At 61.6% G+C, this 17,391-nt stretch carries 14 protein-coding genes; 10 read left to right on the top strand and 4 right to left on the bottom strand.

The genetic code is table 11. The features are described 5' to 3' along the window. The first annotated feature begins 42 nt into the window (after positions 1-42). Both F0P96_RS03455 and F0P96_RS03450 read left to right on the top strand, forming a co-directional pair. On the top strand, positions 43-2,610 hold the full coding sequence (locus F0P96_RS03455) for a TonB-dependent receptor (RefSeq protein WP_160619986.1): 2,568 nt from the start codon (positions 43-45) through the stop codon (positions 2,608-2,610). Between the two features lie 127 nt (positions 2,611-2,737). After that, complete coding sequence (locus tag F0P96_RS03450; RefSeq protein WP_151077332.1) at positions 2,738-4,876, top strand: carboxy terminal-processing peptidase; 2,139 nt, start codon at positions 2,738-2,740, stop codon at positions 4,874-4,876. A gap of 57 nt (positions 4,877-4,933) precedes the next feature. On the opposite strand, the gene F0P96_RS03445 is transcribed toward F0P96_RS03450, so the two are convergent. Then, a complete protein-coding gene (locus F0P96_RS03445; protein WP_151077331.1) occupies positions 4,934-5,470 on the bottom strand; it encodes a hypothetical protein in 537 nt (178 codons plus the stop codon). A 139-nt stretch (positions 5,471-5,609) separates the two neighbouring features. Between F0P96_RS03445 and F0P96_RS03440 the strand changes: the two genes are divergently transcribed. Next, positions 5,610-5,978, top strand: coding sequence for a TonB-dependent receptor plug domain-containing protein (locus F0P96_RS03440; RefSeq protein ID WP_151077330.1), 369 nt, complete (start codon positions 5,610-5,612; stop codon positions 5,976-5,978). A 55-nt stretch (positions 5,979-6,033) separates the two neighbouring features. Here the strand turns inward: F0P96_RS03440 and porX are convergent, their stop codons facing one another. Next, entirely contained in the window at positions 6,034-7,605 is a 1,572-nt protein-coding gene (porX, locus tag F0P96_RS03435; protein ID WP_151077329.1) for a T9SS response regulator signal transducer PorX, read from the bottom strand. A gap of 315 nt (positions 7,606-7,920) precedes the next feature. Here porX and F0P96_RS03430 point away from each other — a divergent pair, with 315 nt between their 5' ends. The 6 genes from F0P96_RS03430 to F0P96_RS03405 all read left to right on the top strand — a co-directional run bounded on the left by F0P96_RS03430 (position 7,921) and on the right by F0P96_RS03405 (position 14,039). Next, positions 7,921-9,156 (top strand): HD domain-containing protein, encoded by a 1,236-nt coding sequence (locus F0P96_RS03430; protein WP_151077328.1) that lies wholly within the window; start codon positions 7,921-7,923, stop codon positions 9,154-9,156. Between the two features lie 178 nt (positions 9,157-9,334). Next, positions 9,335-10,384, top strand: coding sequence for a UDP-3-O-(3-hydroxymyristoyl)glucosamine N-acyltransferase (lpxD, locus tag F0P96_RS03425; RefSeq protein WP_151077327.1), 1,050 nt, complete (start codon positions 9,335-9,337; stop codon positions 10,382-10,384). A 107-nt stretch (positions 10,385-10,491) separates the two neighbouring features. Then, the gene (locus tag F0P96_RS03420) at positions 10,492-11,886 is read left to right on the top strand and encodes a bifunctional UDP-3-O-[3-hydroxymyristoyl] N-acetylglucosamine deacetylase/3-hydroxyacyl-ACP dehydratase (RefSeq protein WP_151077326.1); all 1,395 of its coding nucleotides are present in this window, start codon (positions 10,492-10,494) and stop codon (positions 11,884-11,886) included. Positions 11,887-11,988: 102 nt separating this feature from the next. Continuing rightward, positions 11,989-12,786 carry an acyl-ACP--UDP-N-acetylglucosamine O-acyltransferase gene (gene lpxA, locus F0P96_RS03415; protein ID WP_151077325.1) on the top strand — a complete coding sequence of 266 codons (798 nt, stop codon included), beginning with the start codon at positions 11,989-11,991 and terminating at the stop codon, positions 12,784-12,786. After that, positions 12,776-13,405, top strand: coding sequence for an ABC transporter ATP-binding protein (locus F0P96_RS03410; protein WP_151077324.1), 630 nt, complete (start codon positions 12,776-12,778; stop codon positions 13,403-13,405). The genes lpxA and F0P96_RS03410 overlap by 11 nt, the downstream gene beginning before the upstream one ends. Before the next feature lie 262 nt (positions 13,406-13,667). Then, positions 13,668-14,039 carry a hypothetical protein gene (locus tag F0P96_RS03405; protein WP_151077323.1) on the top strand — a complete coding sequence of 124 codons (372 nt, stop codon included), beginning with the start codon at positions 13,668-13,670 and terminating at the stop codon, positions 14,037-14,039. Between the two features lie 100 nt (positions 14,040-14,139). On the opposite strand, the gene F0P96_RS03400 is transcribed toward F0P96_RS03405, so the two are convergent. Together F0P96_RS03400 and F0P96_RS03395 are read right to left on the bottom strand one after the other, a co-directional pair. Beyond that, positions 14,140-14,898 carry a DUF4197 domain-containing protein gene (locus tag F0P96_RS03400; protein WP_151077322.1) on the bottom strand — a complete coding sequence of 253 codons (759 nt, stop codon included), beginning with the start codon at positions 14,896-14,898 and terminating at the stop codon, positions 14,140-14,142. 208 nt (positions 14,899-15,106) lie between these two features. Beyond that, positions 15,107-15,943 carry a DUF4197 domain-containing protein gene (locus F0P96_RS03395; RefSeq protein WP_151077321.1) on the bottom strand — a complete coding sequence of 279 codons (837 nt, stop codon included), beginning with the start codon at positions 15,941-15,943 and terminating at the stop codon, positions 15,107-15,109. Between the two features lie 99 nt (positions 15,944-16,042). Here F0P96_RS03395 and F0P96_RS03390 point away from each other — a divergent pair, with 99 nt between their 5' ends. Then, positions 16,043-17,299, top strand: a complete 1,257-nt coding sequence (locus F0P96_RS03390; protein ID WP_151077320.1) for a competence/damage-inducible protein A — start codon at positions 16,043-16,045, stop codon at positions 17,297-17,299. Positions 17,300-17,391 lie beyond the last annotated feature (92 nt).

Raw genomic sequence — 17,391 nt, 5'->3', positions numbered from 1 at the left:
TCGTCGCTCAGAGTATACGAAAAAATTCGTACCGACCTTGCCATGAAAGCAGACTTTACCCTTGCCCAGCCGATTGCGTGGCTGCCCTGCCCTACCGCCGCTTGCGCCGCCGGCGTGGCCCTGAGCCTGCTACTGGGAGCCAGCGCGCCGCTGATGGCCCAGACGCCGACGCCCGCCGGCACGACCTCGGCCAAAGCAGCCGGCCGCCTCATGGGCCGGGTGCAGGATGCGGCTACCAGGCAGCCGGTGGAGTTTGCCACGGTGGCCCTGCTGGCCGCGGGCAGCGAGAAGGCCGTGCTGGCTGGCACCTGCGACGCGCAGGGTGAATTTGTGCTGGCGGGCGTACCTGTGGGCGACTACATCCTGGTGGTCAGTTTTGTGGGTTACCAGCCGCAGCGGGTAGCCGTGGCCGTAACGGCTGCCGAGCCCGTGCGGCAGCTGCCGCCGGTGCTACTAGCAGCCACCGTGCAGCAGCTGGGCGAGGTGAAAGTGGTAGGCGAGCGGGACTTGGTAGAAAGCAAGGTGGACCGCCTCGTATACAACGCCGAAAAAGACCTGACCAACAGCGGCGGCACGGCCGCCGACGTGCTGCAAAAGGCGCCGTTGCTGACGGTGGACCTGGAAGGCAACCTGCAGCTGCGCGGCTCCTCCAACATTCGGGTGCTGGTGAACGGCAAACCCTCTACCCTGCTGGCTACCAACCTGGCCGAGGCCCTGAAGCAGATTCCGGCCGACCAGATCAAATCGGTGGAAGTCATTACGGCGCCGTCGGCGAAGTACGACGCAGAGGGCACGGCGGGTGTGGTGAACATTATTCTGAAGAAGAACACCGTGGAGGGCATGAACGGCAATACGAATGCCGGCATCAGCAACCGCAACGCCTTCGTCAACGGCAATTTCAACCGGCGGCGCGGGAAGCTCGGACTCAACAGTGGGGTGGGCGTGAATCCGTTCTTCAACCTGGCGCGCAGCGAGGCCCGGCGCACCGATTTCCTGACCGACACTACCCAGAGCCAACTAGCCCAGAATGGTAGGTTTCGCAATTCGGGCTGGGGCATGTGGGGCCAGCTCGGCCTCGATTACGACCTGACGCCGAAGGACCTGCTGACCCTGGGCGTGCAGGGCAACTACCGCGGATTTCTGAACGACCGGTCGCAGTACACCAGCTACCAGCTGTTTCGCACCGAAGAGGGCACGCAGCGGCGGTTGTTTCTGGACGCCTACAACCGCGACATCGATACCCACGACGGCAACGGCAACGTGGACGTGAACTTCGGCTACACCAAAACACTGGCCAAGCCCCGGCAGGAGCTGAGCGTGCTGGGTTTGTACAGCGTGAACGTGGGCCGGCAGCGCTACCAGCTCGACCAGCAGCGCGGCGAGGTGAATGACTACCGCGAGAAAAGCCACAACGACAACCGCAACCGCGAAATCACGCTGCAGGCCGATTACGTGCACCCCGTCGACAGCACCCAAACGCTGGAAACCGGCCTGAAAACCATTCTGCGCCACGTCGACAGCGACTACCGCATTGAGGCCGATAGCCTGGACGGGCGCGGCTACCTGCCGGTGCCGGCGCGCTCCAACGAGTTTCGCTACGAGCAAAACGTGTACGCGGGCTACGCATCCTACGGGTTTGCACTGGGCAAGCAGTGGACGTTTAAGGGCGGCGCCCGGCTGGAGCACACCCGCATCGGCGGCGAGTTTAGGAGCAGCGGCACCGACCTGCGCACCAGCTACACCAACCTGGCGCCCAACCTGCAGGCGGCCTGGTCCGTGACGCCCGACCACACCGTGAAGCTGAGCTACTCGCGGCGCATTCAGCGGCCGGGCATCTGGTTTCTGAACCCGTACGTGAACACCGCCGACCGCCGCAACGTGTCGTCGGGCAACCCGAACCTGAACGCCGAGCTGACGGACGCCTACGAGCTGACGTATACCACGTTCGTGAAGAAAAGCTCGGTCACGTTTTCGGGCTACTGGCGCCAGACCAACAACGCCATCGAGAGCGTGGCGCGGCTGGTGTCCGGCAACGAGCTGCTGCCCACCATCGACACCACGCGCATTCTGTACACGACCTACCGCAACCTGGCCCGCAACAGCAACTACGGCTTGTCGGCGTTCGGCTCGACCAAGCTCACGCCGAAGTGGAGCCTGAGCGGCAACGCCAACTTCTACTACCGGCAGGTGAGCAGCCCGGCGCTAAATCTGTCGAACGGCGGGGGCATGTTCAACATGAACTTGAACTCGTCGTGGCAATTTGAAAAAGGCTGGAGCGCGCAGTTCTTCGGCTTTTTCAACTCGCGGCAGGTGGCCTTGCAGGGCCGCACCTCGGGCTACCGCATCTACAGCCTGGGGGCCAAAAAAGAGTTTTGGGAGAAGAAAGCCAACGTGACGGTGCTGGTTATCAACCCCTTTAACGGCCAGCTGGCGTTCCGCAACGAGCTGTCGGCGCCGAGCTTTGACTACGTGAACAACTCCTACTTCTACAACCGGCAGCTGCGGGTGAGTTTCAGCTACCGGTTTGGCAAGCTCGATAACGGCCCCGCTCGGCCGAAGAAGAGCATCCAGAACGACGACCAAAAACAAGGCAGCGGCAACAACGGCTAAGCCGCGCAACCCGGCGGCCGGAGCGGGGTCTGTAGAATGCGAGGCGGCGGCTGGGCGGCGGTATATTGCTCCACCGGGCCGAAACTTGCCCTGCTCCCCCTTCTGAACTTACCTAGCCTGATTCTACATGGCGTTTTTCCCTACGACCTTCAAGCGGTACGCCGCGCTTTCGGTGGCCGGCCTGGCGCTGGCGTCCTACACTTTCCGGGACCAGTTGGGCACCCCGCCGCCCAAAGATGCCATTCTGCTGCAAGCCCTGCTGGAAGGGCTGCGGTTTGCGCACTACGAGCCGGTGAAAGTCGACGACAAGCTCTCCAAACGCATTTACGACCTGTACCTGAAGCGCATCGACGGCCAGAAACGCTTTTTGCTGCAAGCCGATGTGGCCCGCCTGGCCCGCTACCAGACCGAGCTGGACGACGAAACCCAGCACGGCACCCACGCTTTTCTCGACCTAAGCACCCAGCTGCTGACCCAACGCCTAGGTGAGGTGCAAAGCATCTACCGCGAGGTGCTGGCCAAGCCGTTCGATTTCACCGTGACGGAGTCGTTGGAAACCGAGCCCGACCGCCTGGATTACCCCGCCGACGCGGCCGCCCTGCGGGACCGGTGGCGCAAGCTGCTCAAGTACCAGACCCTCACGCAGCTCTCCGACCTGATGGACGAGCAGGCCAAGCGGCCGGAGAAAACCCTCGCGGCTACCTCGGTGAAACCCTCGCCAGCCACTTTTGCGCAGCCCACGCCCGCCGCACTGGAGGCCGATGCCCGCAAGCGCGTGCTGAAGCGCTACGACGAGTACTTCCACGACCTGCTGCAACTCGACGCGCAGGACCGCCTGAACCAGTACGCCAACGCCGTGGTGCAGGCCTACGACCCGCACACCGAATACTTTGCCCCGCAGGCCAAAGACAACTTCGACATTGCCCTCACCGGCCGCCTCGAAGGCACCGGCGCCCAGTTGGGCGAGCAGGAAGGCAAGATTACCGTCACCTACATTGTGCCCGGCAGCGCCTCGTTCCGGCTGGGCGAGCCGAAAGTGGGCGACGTGATTCTGAAAGTAGCCCAAGGCGACGCCGACCCCGTGCCCGTGGAAGGCATGCGCTTCGACAAAGTGGTGGCCATGGTGCGCGGCAAGAAGGGCACCGAAGTGCGCCTGACCGTGCGCAAGCCCGACGCGAGCGTGAAGGTCGTTTCCATCATCCGCGACGTGGTGGTGCTGGAAGATACCTACGCGCAGTCGGCGGTGGTGAACGAGCACGGCCACAAGCTGGGCTACATCTACCTGCCCGCGTTCTACGCCGATTTCAACCGCACCGGCGGCCGCAACTCGGCCGACGACGTGAAGCAGGAGCTGGAAAAACTCAAGAAGGAAAACGTGGAGGGCGTGGTGATCGACCTGCGCTCCAACGGCGGCGGCTCGTTGCAAGACGCCGTGGACATGGCCGGCTTGTTTCTGCCACAAGGCCCCATGGTACAGGTGAAAGGCAGCCGCGGCCCCGCCCAGGTACTGCGCGACGCCGACCCCACCGTGCAATACGGCGGCCCGCTGGTACTGCTGGTGAACCGCTACAGCGCCTCGGCCTCCGAAGTGCTGGCCGCCGCCCTGCAAGACCACAAGCGCGCCATCATCGTGGGCGGCAACACCTTTGGCAAGGGTACGGTGCAGCGCGTGCTCGACCTCGACGCCATGATGCCCCAGGAATGGGAAAGCCTGCGGCCGTTTGGCTCGCTCAAGGTCACCATTCAGAAGTACTACCGCGTGAATGGCGGCTCGACGCAGTTCAAGGGCATTGTGCCCGACATTGCTCTGCCCGATGCCTACAGCTTCGGCCAGACCGAGCAGCAAATGGACTACGCCCTGGGCTGGGACGAAATTGCGCCGGCCACCTACCAGCCCTGGGCCAACGCCCCCAAGCTGGCCAAATTGCGCACCGCCAGCCAGCAGCGCGTGGCCGCCAGCCCCGGCTTCCGCCTGCTCAACGAAGCCCTGCAAACCGTGCAGCAGCGCAAGGCCAATACCCAGGTGCCGCTGAACCTGACCGCTTACCGCACCGAGCAGCAGCGGCGCCAAACCGACGCTAACAAGTTCGACGCCGCCCAAAAAGCCGCGCCGGCACTCGACGTCGTGGCCGTGTCAGCCGACGTGCAGAAAGCCAGTACCGATTCGCTGCAAACCGGCCGCACGGCGCGCTTCGTGAAACCGCTAAAGAAAGATTTGACCTTGCACGAGGCCGTGGCGGTGCTGGAGGATGCGCTGGGCGGGTAGGTACAGCTGTTCGAAAAAGGAAATCAAAAGGTCCGGTAATACATGCCGGACCTTTTTTCATGCGGTGCCATTGGCAGCCATATCGTGCCAGATACCCTTGCTGAGGTTAATGGTTACATTGAAGAAGCAATTGCCCCCATCGTCCACATCCACTATTTGGGTGCGCCAGTTTGTTTCGTCGCTACAAAAGCAATTCACCCACACCTCCTTTTCACCGCGGCTGTTAAGTACTGCTACGTACTGCCGCTTGTATCTCGGCAAGTCGATAAAAAACTGCTTTTTATCGATATAAGGCGCTAGTTCCCGCTTGCTCAGCTCTTGGCGCTGCATGGTATTGAAGTCAGCAACGCAGGCTTGCAGCATATGGTCGATTGCAGCTAACTCGACGGCCGAAAGCATTGCGGGCTTAAAAGACTGAGGCAGTCGATGAGCGGAGGCTGCCTGTGGCGGCATGATAGCAAAGCGTGTCGTGTCCGGCATTTCTACGGCTACTTTCTGAAGCTTCTTGGGCTTCTCCGGTAACACTTCTTTGCTGGGCTCGGCCTGCTGGCAGCTCCACATCAATAGCAGCGTAGCAAAAAAGCAACGTTTCATTGCCTCAAGAACGGAAAAACAGCAGGCTTCTGAATAAACCCGCCGTTGAAAATGCAGGGCATTGACACAACGCGTGTGGAATACGCCGGGTAGCTGCATCTACCAGGTACGTCATTCCTCAACTTACCTCGTCGCCCGCATGCTTCTTCTCCATTACACTTTCCCAGGGTTGATTTTGGCGCTGCTACTGCGCTGCCATAGCACCTTGGCACAACAGCCCAACCAAGCAACCCAACAAGTCAATCCCGCCCGGTCAACATCCATCCGTATTCGGTGCGCCCCCACCCTGCAGCCTGGCAACGAGCCTTTTTGTGTTTTAAACGGTCGTCCTATTTCGGCTCAGGACCTCAAGAGCATCAACCCTAATGAGATAAGCCACATCGAGGTTCTAAAGAGTGCCCAGGCCATGTCCATTTACGGCAGCCGCGCAGCGTATGGCGCATTCCTGATTACTACCACCCGAAAGAAGCAGTTGCCCCGCTACCTGGAGGAAAAGAAAGTCCCGTAAAACCAGACGGCCCGGCTGCTTTCGCAACCGGGCCGTCTGGTTTCTGTGTCGCTCACTACGCTCCTTTCGGGCTGAGCGTGATGTACGGAATGATGCATTCCTCCAGGGAAATGCCACCGTGCTGGAACGTGTCCTTGTAGTAGTTCACGTAGTAATTGTAGTTGTTGGGGTAGGCGAAGAAATAGTCGCCGACGGTGAAGACGTAGGCCGTCGACACGTTTTCGCGGGGCAAGAACACGCGCTCCGGCTTGCGCACGGTGTACACGTCCTTGGAGTCGTCGAAGCCCAGGTTTTTGCCGTGCTTGTAGCGCAGGTTGGTGTTCGTGTTCCGGTCGCCCACAATCTTGTAGGGGCGTTTCACCCGAATCGTGCCGTGGTCGGTGGTGATGATGAGCTTGCCTTTTTTCTCGGCAATAACCTGCAGCATCTCATACAAGGGCGAGTGCAGGAACCACGAGCGGGTGATGCTGCGGTAGGCCGATTCGTCGGCGGCCAACTCGCGGATCATGGCCATGTCGGTGCGGGCGTGCGAGAGCATGTCCACGAAGTTGTAGACGATGGCGTTGAGCTTGTAGTTGGAATGCAGGTTGCTCATTTTGCCCAGCAAATCCTTGCCAGCCTGCAGGTTGGTCACCTTGTTGTAGCTGAACTTCTGCTTCTGCGAGGCCTTCTGGAACATGATTTCCATGAACTCGGCCTCGTGCAGGTTTTTGCCCTCGTCGTCGTCGTCCCACACCCACAGGTTGGGGTATTTCTTCTGGATGTCGCCCGGCATCATGCCCGAGAAGATGGCGTTGCGGGCGTAGGCCGTGGTGGTGGGCAGAATGGAATAGTACATTTCCTCCGAGTCGACCGTGAAGAGCTCGGCGATGATGGGCTCGAGAATCTTCCACTGGTCGTAGCGCAGGTTATCGATGAGCAGGAAGTACACGGGCGTGTCGCCGGTGGCTTTCATCAGCGGAAACACACGCTCCTTAAACAGCTCGTGCGACATGAGCGGGGCGTCCTTGTCGTCGCCGTTCACCCAGTCCTCGTAGTTTTCCTGAATGAAGCGCCCGAAGTAGGTGTTGGCCTCGTCTTTCTGCATGTTGAAGACCTCGGCCATGCTCTTGCCCTCCGTCTCGTTGATTTCCAGCTCCCAGTACACCAATTTCTTGTACACGTCGGCCCACTCGCTCGGGCTCAGACGGTCGGAAAGCTGCATACCCAGCTGGCGGAAGTCGCGCTGGTAGCCCGAGTTGGTTTTTTCCGACACCAGGCGGTTGTAGTCGAGCACCTTCTTTACCGACAGCAGAATCTGGTTCGGATTCACCGGCTTGATGAGGTAATCGGCAATTTTGGAGCCGATGGCCTCTTCCATGATGTGCTCTTCCTCGCTCTTGGTAATCATGATAACCGGCACCGTGGGGCGCGCGGCCTTGATTTCGCTGAGCGTTTCGAGGCCTGTGAGGCCGGGCATGTTCTCGTCGAGAAACACGAGGTCGTAGTTCTGCCCCTGGATTTCCTCCACGGCATCGGCCCCGGAGTTGACGCCGGTCACGTCGTAGCCGCGCTCCTGCAAAAACAGGATGTGCGGCTTGAGAAGGTCAATTTCGTCGTCGGCCCAGAGGATGCTGTAACGTTGCATGCAGTTTGTTTCGGGTTGAGAGATGAGCAGCCCCGGCGGGGCTCCACGTGCGGCAAGGAGTGCAAAGCGCCGAGGCGGCTTGCGGTGCGCAACCTAACGCATAGCGTCGGTATTGTGATACACGCCGGGCGGCGCGGGTTGCGGCAACTGTGAGAAAAGCTAACCCCAAAAGCGGGCTTAGGGTTGCATAGCCCTTGCGCTATGCGCGGCGGGCAGGGCCAGAACTCCGCTCCTTTTCATTCAGCCACGCCCCCATTCCTTTCCGTACCACCGAATCGAGCTACTTTTCGGCCGCCAATTCTTCCCAGCCGCCCCTTGAACAAGAAAAAAATCCTGAACGACCCGGTTTACGGCTTCGTCTCGGTACCCACCGAACTGATTTTTGACCTCATCGAGCACCGCTACTTCCAGCGGCTGCGGCGCATCAAGCAGCTCGGCCTCACGGATTTTGTGTACCCCGGCGCCCTGCACACGCGCTTTCACCACGCGCTGGGCGCCATGCACCTCATGTCGCTGGCGCTGCGCACGCTCAAAGACAAAGGCGTGCGCATTTCGGCCCAGGAAGGCGAGGCGGCCCAGATTGCCATTCTGCTGCACGACATCGGCCACGGCCCCCTTTCCCACGCGCTGGAGCACGCCATTTTCGAAAACGTGCACCACGAAGACGTGTCGTTGCACCTGATGCGGCTGCTGAACGCGGAGTTTGGTGGCCACTTGCAGCTGGCCATCGACATCTTCCAGGGCACTTACCCGCGGCCGTTTTTCCACCAGCTCGTGTCGAGCCAGCTCGACATGGACCGGCTCGACTATCTCAACCGCGACTCGTTTTACAGCGGCGTGAAGGAAGGCCAACCCGGCGCCGACCGCCTCATCAAAATGCTCACTATCAGCCCCGACGACGAGCGGCTGGTGCTCGAAGAAAAGGCCATCTACTCGGTCGAGAATTTCCTGGTGAGCCGCCGCGTGATGTACTGGCAGGTGTACATGCACAAGGCCGTCACGTCGGCCGAGCAGATGATCATCCGCATCATGGAGCGCGCCCGCGACCTGACGCGCGCCGGCGTGCCCGTGCCGGCTTCGCCCGAGTTGGGCTACTTCCTGCTGCACCCCAGCACCATGCTCGATTTCGAGCAGGACCCGGCCATCATGCAGCGCTTTGTGCGCCTCGACGACGTCGACATCTGGGCCGCCGTGAAGCTCTGGGCCGCCCACCCCGATTTCGTCTTATCATTCCTGGCCCACAGCCTGCTGGAGCGCCACCTGTTCAAAATCACCCTCGCTCCCGAGCCCTTCGACGACGACTTCAAGCTGGGCGTCACCGAGCTGATTGCCGAGCACTTCAACCTGCCGCTGGATGAAGCGGCCCTGCTCATGATTGCCGGCCGCATCAGCAACAACGCCTACGACACCGGCGGCGACACCATCAACGTGCTTACCAAGCGTGGCCACGTCATCGACGCCGCCGAGGCGTCGGACCTGCCCAACATCCGCGCCCTGAGCAAGCGCGTGGAGAAATACTACGTCTGCTACCCCAAGGAAATTACCTCGTAGGCTGTAGCACTTGTTTTATCGGTCATCCTGAGCAGCGCGAAAGACCTTCTCCCGCCAGAACGAATGTCGTTGCAATGACTCGTTCAGCGGTGAGCAGGTCCTTCGCGCTGCTCAGGATGACAGCTCTTACACAGGCAGCAGGCAACTGACAACCGGCTACTGATTACTTTTGCCGCCTATGGAATTCACAGTAGGCCAGATTGCGGGCGTATTGAACGGCTCGGTAGAAGGCGACGCCTCGCTGCGCGTCGACCGGTTGGCAAAAATCGAAGAAGCCCGCGCGGGCGCCGTGGCGTTTTTGTCGAACCCCAAGTACGAGCCCCACCTCTACACCACCGAGGCGTCGGCCGTCATCGTGAGCAAGGCGCTGGTGCTCAAGCAGCCCGTGCAAGCCGCTCTCATCCGCGTCGATGACCCCTACACCGGTTTTACCGCGCTTCTGGAGTTCTACCAGCAGTTTGCCCGCACCGGTAAACGTGGCGTCGAGCAGCCTAGCTTCCTGGGTTCGGGTTCTGAAATAGGCGACGACGGTTACCGCGGCGCGTTTTCCTACATCGGCGAAAACTGCCAGATCGGCCGCGGCGTGCTCATCTTCCCGCACGCCACCATCGGCGACCGGTGCCGCATCGGCGACGGCACCATCATCTACGCTGGCGCCAGAATCTACGCCGACACCGTTATCGGGGCGCGCTGCGTGGTGCACGCCGGCGCCGTCATCGGCTCCGACGGCTTTGGCTTCGCGCCGCAGCCCGACGGCTCCTACCGCACGATTCCGCAAATCGGCAACGTGGTGCTCGAAGACAACGTGAGCATCGGCGCCAACGCCACCATCGACTGCGCCACCATGGGCTCGACGGTGATTCGTGAGGGTGCCAAAATTGACAACCTCGTGCAGATTGCCCACAACGTGGAAATCGGTCGGCACACGGTGGTAGCGGCCCAATCGGGCATTTCGGGCTCCACCAAAATCGGGGACTTTTGCGTGCTGGCGGGCCAGACCGGCCTGGCCGGGCACCTCACGCTGGCCAACCGCACCACCGTCACGGCACAGTCGGGCGTGGGCAAATCCATCAAGGAAGAAGGCGTATTGCTGCAAGGCTCCCCGGCCTTCAACCTGCGCGACTCGCTGCGCGCCAACGCCGTATTCCGCCACCTGCCCGAGCTGGAGCGCCGGCTCACCGAGCTGGAACGCGCCCGGAACAAGGCAGACGAGCCGGAAAAGTCATAGCTTTGCGCTCCTAAGTTGCCCGTTGCGCGTTGCCAGTTGCCAGTCCGTTCACACGTCTGGTTCATCTCAGTCTGGCAACTGACGACCGGCAACCGGTAACCGACATCATGTTCGACAAACAGCATACGATTATTGCCCCGGTGACCGTGAGCGGCGTGGGGTTGCACACGGGCGTGCAGGCCACCATGACCTTCTGCCCCGCTCCCGTAAACCACGGCTACAAATTCCAGCGCATCGACCTCGAGGGCCAGCCCATCGTGGATGCCGACGTGGACAACGTGGTAGACCTCTCCCGCGGCACCACCATCGAGCAGAACGGCGCCCGCGTGAACACCGTGGAGCACACGCTGGCAGCCCTGGTCGGCTTGCAAATCGACAACGTACTCATTCAGCTCGACGGTCCCGAGCCGCCCATTATGGACGGCTCGTCGCTGCCGTTCATTGAGGCGCTGCAGCAAGTGGGCCTCGAAGAGCAGAACGCGCTGCGCAACTACTTCGAAATTCCCGATTCGGTGCATTTCGTCGACCACGCCCGCGGCGTGGAAATAGCCGCCCTGCCGCTCAACGACTACCGCGTGACGGTGATGGTGGATTACAATTCGCCGGTGCTTGGCTCGCAGCACGCCTCGCTGAACAACATCACGCAGTTCACCGACGAAATTGCCGCTTCGCGCACCTTCTGCTTTTTGCACGAGCTGGAAATGCTCTACAAGTCGAACCTCATCCGCGGCGGTGACCTGTCGAACGCCATTGTGGTGGTCGACCGCGCGGTGAGCGAGGAAGAGCTGGGCGAGCTGGCCACCATGCTGGGCAAGCCCAAAGTGGCCGTTAAGAAAGAAGGCATTCTGAACAACGTGGACCTGCGCCACAAAAACGAGCCCGCGCGCCACAAGCTGCTCGATTTGGTGGGCGACTTGGCCTTGGTGGGCCGCCCGCTGAAGGGCCAGATTCTGGCCGCTCGGCCGGGCCACGCCGCCAACGTCGCCTTCGCCAAGAAGATCAAGAAGAAGATGCTGGAGATGGACTCCTCGCCCGTGCCGCGCTACGACCCCGCGCAGCCGCCGGTGATGGACGTCAACCAGATTGCCCAGATTCTGCCGCACCGCTACCCCTTCCTGCTCATCGACAAAATCATTCACCTCGACCAGACCACGGTAACGGGCGTGAAGAACGTGACGATGAACGAGGAGTTTTTCAACGGCCACTTCCCCGGCAACCCGGTGATGCCCGGCGTGCTGCAAATCGAGGCCATGGCCCAAACGGGTGGCATTCTGGTGCTCAACACGGTGCCCGACCCCGAGAATTACTGGACGTATTTCCTGGGCATCGAAAACTGCCGGTTCCGCCGCAAGGTTATTCCCGGCGACACCCTCATTTTCAAGTGCACGCTCCTCTCGCCCGTTAAGCGCGGCATTGCCAAGATGAAAGGCCAGGCCTTCGTGAACGGCAAAGTGGTGATGGAGGCGGAAATGTCGGCCAGCATCGTACGCAAAGACGTCTAACCTCAATTATCAATGAGCAATGGTCAATGAACAATGCACCTGTTTCCGCCGCATCCGGCCCGGTCATTGCTCCTTGATCATTGATAATTGTTCATTGCCTGAATGACCCAGCCCCTCGCCTATATCCACCCCGAAGCCAAGATTGCGCAGAACGTCGTGGTCGAGCCCTTCACCACCATCGCGCAGGACGTCGAAATCGGCGAAGGCACGTGGATTGGTCCCAACGTGACCATCATGTCGGGTGCCCGCATCGGTAAAAACGTCAAGATTTTCCCCGGCGCCGTTATTGCCGCCGTGCCGCAGGACCTCAAGTTCGCGGGGGAGAAAACCACGGTGCACATCGGCGACAACACCGTCATTCGGGAGTGCGTGACCATCAACCGCGGCACGGTCGACCGGCTCAAGACCACCATCGGCAAAAACTGCCTGCTGATGGCCTACGTGCACGTGGCCCACGACTGCCACATCGGCGACAACTGCATTCTGGCCAACACCGTGCAGCTGGCCGGGCACGTAGAAATCGGCGACTGGGCCATTCTGGGCGGGGCCTCGGCTGTGCACCAGTTCGTGCGCATCGGGCAGCACGCCATGATTTCGGGCGGCTCGTTGGTGCGCAAAGATGTGCCGCCGTTTGTGAAGGCCGGGCGCGAGCCGCTGGCCTACGCCGGTATCAATTCCATCGGTCTGCGCCGCCGCGGCTTCTCCGACGACAAGATTATGCAGGTGCAGCAGTGCTACCGCCTGCTCTTCCTGAACGGGCTGAACAACAACGCCGCCCTCGACCAGATTGAACTGGAGCTGCCGCCTTCGCCCGAGCGCGACGAAGTGGTGAACTTCGTGCGCAACTCCGGCCGCGGCGTCATCAAGGGCTACTCGCGCAACGGCAACGGTGCGGATTGAGGCCCACGGCCTGGGCAAACGCTTCGGCCGCGACTGGATTTTCCGGGACCTGACTTACGCTTTCGAGCCCGGTTCGGCTACGGCCCTGCTGGGCCCGAACGGTGCCGGCAAAAGCACACTGCTGCAGGTGCTGGCCGCCTATACCCTGCCCTCGGCCGGCGAACTGCGCTACACGGTGAACAGCCGTGCTGTTCGGCCCGAAGAGGTAGCCATGCAGCTGGCGCTGTGCGCGCCCTACCTGGAGCTGATTGAGGAGCTGACGCTGCAGGAGCAGCTGCAGTTTCACACCCGTTTCCGGCCGCTGCGGGCCGGTTTGTCGCCGGCCCAGCTCATCGAGCTGTTGCAGTTGGGAAACGCCCGCCACAAGCTCATCCGCGACTTTTCCTCGGGTATGAAGCAGCGCGTGAAACTGGGACTGGCGCTGTATACCGACGCGCCCCTGCTCTTGCTCGACGAGCCCACCACCAACCTCGACCGTGCCGGTGTGGCGTGGTACCACGAGCATGTGGCGGCTACCACGGCAGGCCGCACGGTACTCGTCAGCTCCAACGTGGAGGAGGAATACGCGTTTTGCGGGGCCCGACTGTTGGTTACGGACTTTGCCGTGCGGCGGAGCTAAGCACACTTTTCCGAGCGTTTCGGCCACTCGATGCGTGCTGCCAAATCTGGTTGGCACGGTTGCAGCTGGATTTCTGCGCCGGCAGAACGCGAAGCCGGAACAGCTGATTCTGAAGGCTAAGCGCCGAAATTAGCCCGTTTTTTGCGGCGCAGCGCCGCACAGTATTTTCTGTAACCCCGCTGCGGGCGCCTACGTTTTCGGCCTTGATTCGGCGCCTGTCCGTTATTTTTGCCTCCGCTTAACCCATCAATTCACCGCTCCCATGAGAAGCTACGACGACCTCGACGACGATCTGCTGGACGACGACGACGAACTGGACGAGGTGACGCCTAGCCGTGGTGCCGCCCGCGGCGGCCGCAAAGGCGCCTCTTCCGAAGACTCCCTTGGCGCCAAGTACGCCGACTACCTGATGTGGCGGGACACCGGCTCGTCGCACGACGAAGCCCTGGACCTGGCCAACCTGACCGAAGACGAATTTGCCGCGGCCGAAGCCCAAGAAGACCCCGAAGGCAGCAACCGCTACGCCGGCGGCCTCGACGACGATGACGACGACCTTGGCCTTGACGATGACGACAGCTACGAGTCGCAGCGCCGCAGCCGCCGCGGTGGCCGCGACGATGACGACGACTACTAGCCTTTTACCTAGTGCATCGTCTGTAAGTAATTCATGACAAAAAAGGCCCGCTGGAATCGTCCAGCGGGCCTTTTTTAATGTTCAAACCAAGCACCATACGCTAACTTTTCTTGCTGCCGAACACGCGGCGGAGCAGCTCAGTGGTACGGGCCACCGGGTTTTCGCGGATGTTGGCTTCCTCCTGCGCAATGAGCGTAAACAGCCCATCGACGGCCTTGCCGGTGGCGTACTCGTTCAGGTTCGGGTTAACAGGCTTCACCAGCGGAATCATGTTGTAGCGCGTCACCAAGCCCGTGTAGTACTTGGTGGCACTGGTTTGGTCGAGGGCTTGCTGCATGATGGGCGAAAACGCCGACACGAGTTGCGTGGATGTGGTACGCTTCAGAAACTGCGTAGCGGCGTCTTTCTGCCCCGTCAGGATGTTCCACACGTCGGAAAACGTGAGGCTCTTGATGGCCGACAGAAAGATGGGCTTGGCTTTGATGGCGGCCTGCTCGGCCCCGCGGTTCAGCGCCAGCTCAAACTTATCAACCTCCGAGCCCAGGCCGATGCTGCGCAGCGTGGTGGCCACGCGTTGGGCGTCGGGCGGGAAAGGAATGCGGATGAGCTTGTTGAGGTAGAATCCGTCCTGTTTCGAGGCCTGGTCGGCACCTTTGGTAATGCCCTGCGTCAGGGCTTCTTTCAGGCCGCGCGCGGCTTCGTCCTGGGTTACGCTGCCGGTGCTGGTTTTGGTGGTAGGCGGCGTCGGCAGTTTAATGCCCCCGATTTTAGGCAAGCGAATAATCTGGGCTTGCGCTGTGGAGAAGGTCAGCAGTGCGAAAAGGCCGGAAAGCAGAAGGGCGGTGCGGGTGGTTCTCATGGAGCAAGGCAAGGGTGCCCGGTGGTGGGCGGTTCAGATCAGCGTTTGCAGAAACCGGACCAAACCGCGCTGCGTTCCGGCCGGGGTGTTTTGCGAGCTATAATCAGCCCTGAAAGACAGTTCGAGAAGGTAAACGAAAGGGCAACGCCGCTTGACCGGCGTTGCCCTTTGCAGTAGTTCCAGCAGGAAAGCTAGCGAAGCACCCGGCTTAATTGCTGCCGAACGCCCGCTTGAGCGTGGCCGTGGTTCGGGCCGAGGAATTCAGGCGAATGCGGCTTTCTTCGTCGGCAATGAGCGTGAAGAGGCCCTCAGCGGTTTTCTGGGTGGCGTAGTCGGTCAGATTGGTGGTAATGGGCGTCACGAGCGGAATTTTCTTGTAGCGCAGCATCAGCTCGCCGTAGGCTTGCTTGGCGCCGGTTTGCTCCAAGGCCGCATCCATCAGAGGGCGCAGCTCCTGTTGCACCTGGGCCTGCGCTTGTTGTTTGAGTAGCTGCGCGGCCACGCGGCTTTCGCGGGTATTCACCAAAGCCAGCGCATCGGCAATGGTGAGGCGCTGCACGGCCCCGGCCAAAATGGTGGCGGCCTGCGGCGCCACGGCCTCGGCGGCGCGGTTCATCTGCACCTCAAACTTATCGACCACGGCACCCATTTTCAGGCCGCGTAGAGTCGTCGATACCAGCTCGGCTTCGGGCGGAAAGCCGAGGCGGATGTCGGGGTTGGTGTTGAAGGCATCGGGCTGGCCGCCGGCTTCCACGGCCCGGGTCACGCTCAGGTTCAGAGCCTCGCGCACGGCAGCCGTGGCCTCGTCGGCGGTGAGGGGCTGCACCACGGGCGCGGGTGGCGTAACCGGGGTAGCGGGCTTGACGGTGGTTTTGGTGGTCGTGGTTTTGGCGGTGGTTTTCGCCGCCGGCTTCTTGGCCGTGGTCGTCGTTTTCTTGGTGGTCGTGGTGGTTTTCTTGGCCGTGGTTTTGGTTTGGGCCGAGGCAGCCGAAGCAGTGGTCAGCCCGAGGGCCAGCGCCAGAAGTGTTACGCGAAAGGAGTTCATAGAGGAGGAAAGAAGGAAAACCGAATGCCGGCAGCGCTTGTCTTTGCAAACGTGGGCCCAAATTGCGCCCAATATTCGCTTTTCCCAACTCCACGCGCCATGCTCCCTCCTCCCGACGTTGAAATCATGACCATTGGCGACGAACTACTCTACGGGCAGGTCGTCGACACCAACTCGGCCTGGATGGGCCAGGAGTTGGGCCGCATTGGCCTGCGCGTGCGCCAGATTTCCAGCGTCTCCGACCGCGCCGACGAAATCGTGGCGGCCCTCGATCTGGCCCGCACCCGCGCGCAAGTCGTGCTCATCACCGGCGGCCTCGGCCCCACCAAAGACGACCTCACCAAGCACGTACTGGCCCGCTATTTCGGCACCGAGCTGGCCCTGCACGAGCCCAGCCTGCGCGACGTGGAGCAGATTTTTGCTCGCTTCAACCGCCCCATGCTGGAGGTGAACCGTCAGCAGGCCTTCCTGCCCAAAACCTGCACCGCCCTGCGCAACCCCGTGGGCACCGCGCCCGGCATGTGGTTCGAGGACCAGGGTACGGTGTTCGTGTCCATGCCCGGCGTACCCTTCGAGATGAAGCGCATCATGACCGACTCGGTGCTGCCCCGGCTGCAGCAGCATTTCCACGTGCCCCCCATCGAGCACGCCGTGCTGCAGACGGTGGGCCAGGGCGAATCGTTCTTGGCCGCGCAAATTGCCGACTGGGAGGATCAGCTACCCCCAAACATGAAACTGGCCTACCTGCCTTACCTCGGCGGCGTGCGCCTGCGCCTCACCGCCACCGACGACGGCCAGCCCAACCTGCGCCAGCGCCTCGCCGCCCAACTGCCACCGCTGCGCGCCATTATCGGTCCCTACCTCTACGCCGAGGGCGAAGTAAGCCTGGCCGCCGCCATTGGCCGGCTCCTGCAGGAACGCAACCTCACTATTGGCACGGCCGAAAGCTGCACCGGCGGCTACATTGCGCACAAAATCACCGAAGTAGCCGGCAGCTCGGCCTATTTCCTGGGCAGCGTGGTGGCCTACCACAACGACGTAAAAGTGCGCCAACTGGGCGTGCAGCCCGACACGCTCACTCAGCACGGGGCCGTGAGCGAGGAGACCGTGCGCCAGATGGCCGAGGGCCTGCGGACGCAGCTCGGCGTGGATGTGGCGGTGGCCACCAGCGGCATTGCCGGCCCCGGCGGCGGGTCTGAGGCAAAACCCGTCGGCACGTTCTGGATTGCCTACGCCGATGCCCACCAGACCGTAGCCCGCATAATCAGCTTCGACCGCGGCCGCCAGCTCAACATCGAATACGTGACCACGCAGGCCCTGAACCTGGTGCGCCAGAACTTGCCGGCGCTGGGCTAAGCAGCGGGTTTGGCCTCCCGCCTGAGCCGGCGCATTGCTGACGTCGGCCCGGCGAAGTAAGGTCTGGCTAACAAGTGTTCGGCCGATGCTGG

Source organism: Hymenobacter busanensis (genome assembly GCF_008727865.1).
GTDB classification, from domain to species: domain Bacteria; phylum Bacteroidota; class Bacteroidia; order Cytophagales; family Hymenobacteraceae; genus Solirubrum; species Solirubrum busanense.
The sequence above is the reverse complement of the archived record's forward strand: the minus strand, read 5'-3'. Positions and strand labels throughout refer to the sequence as shown.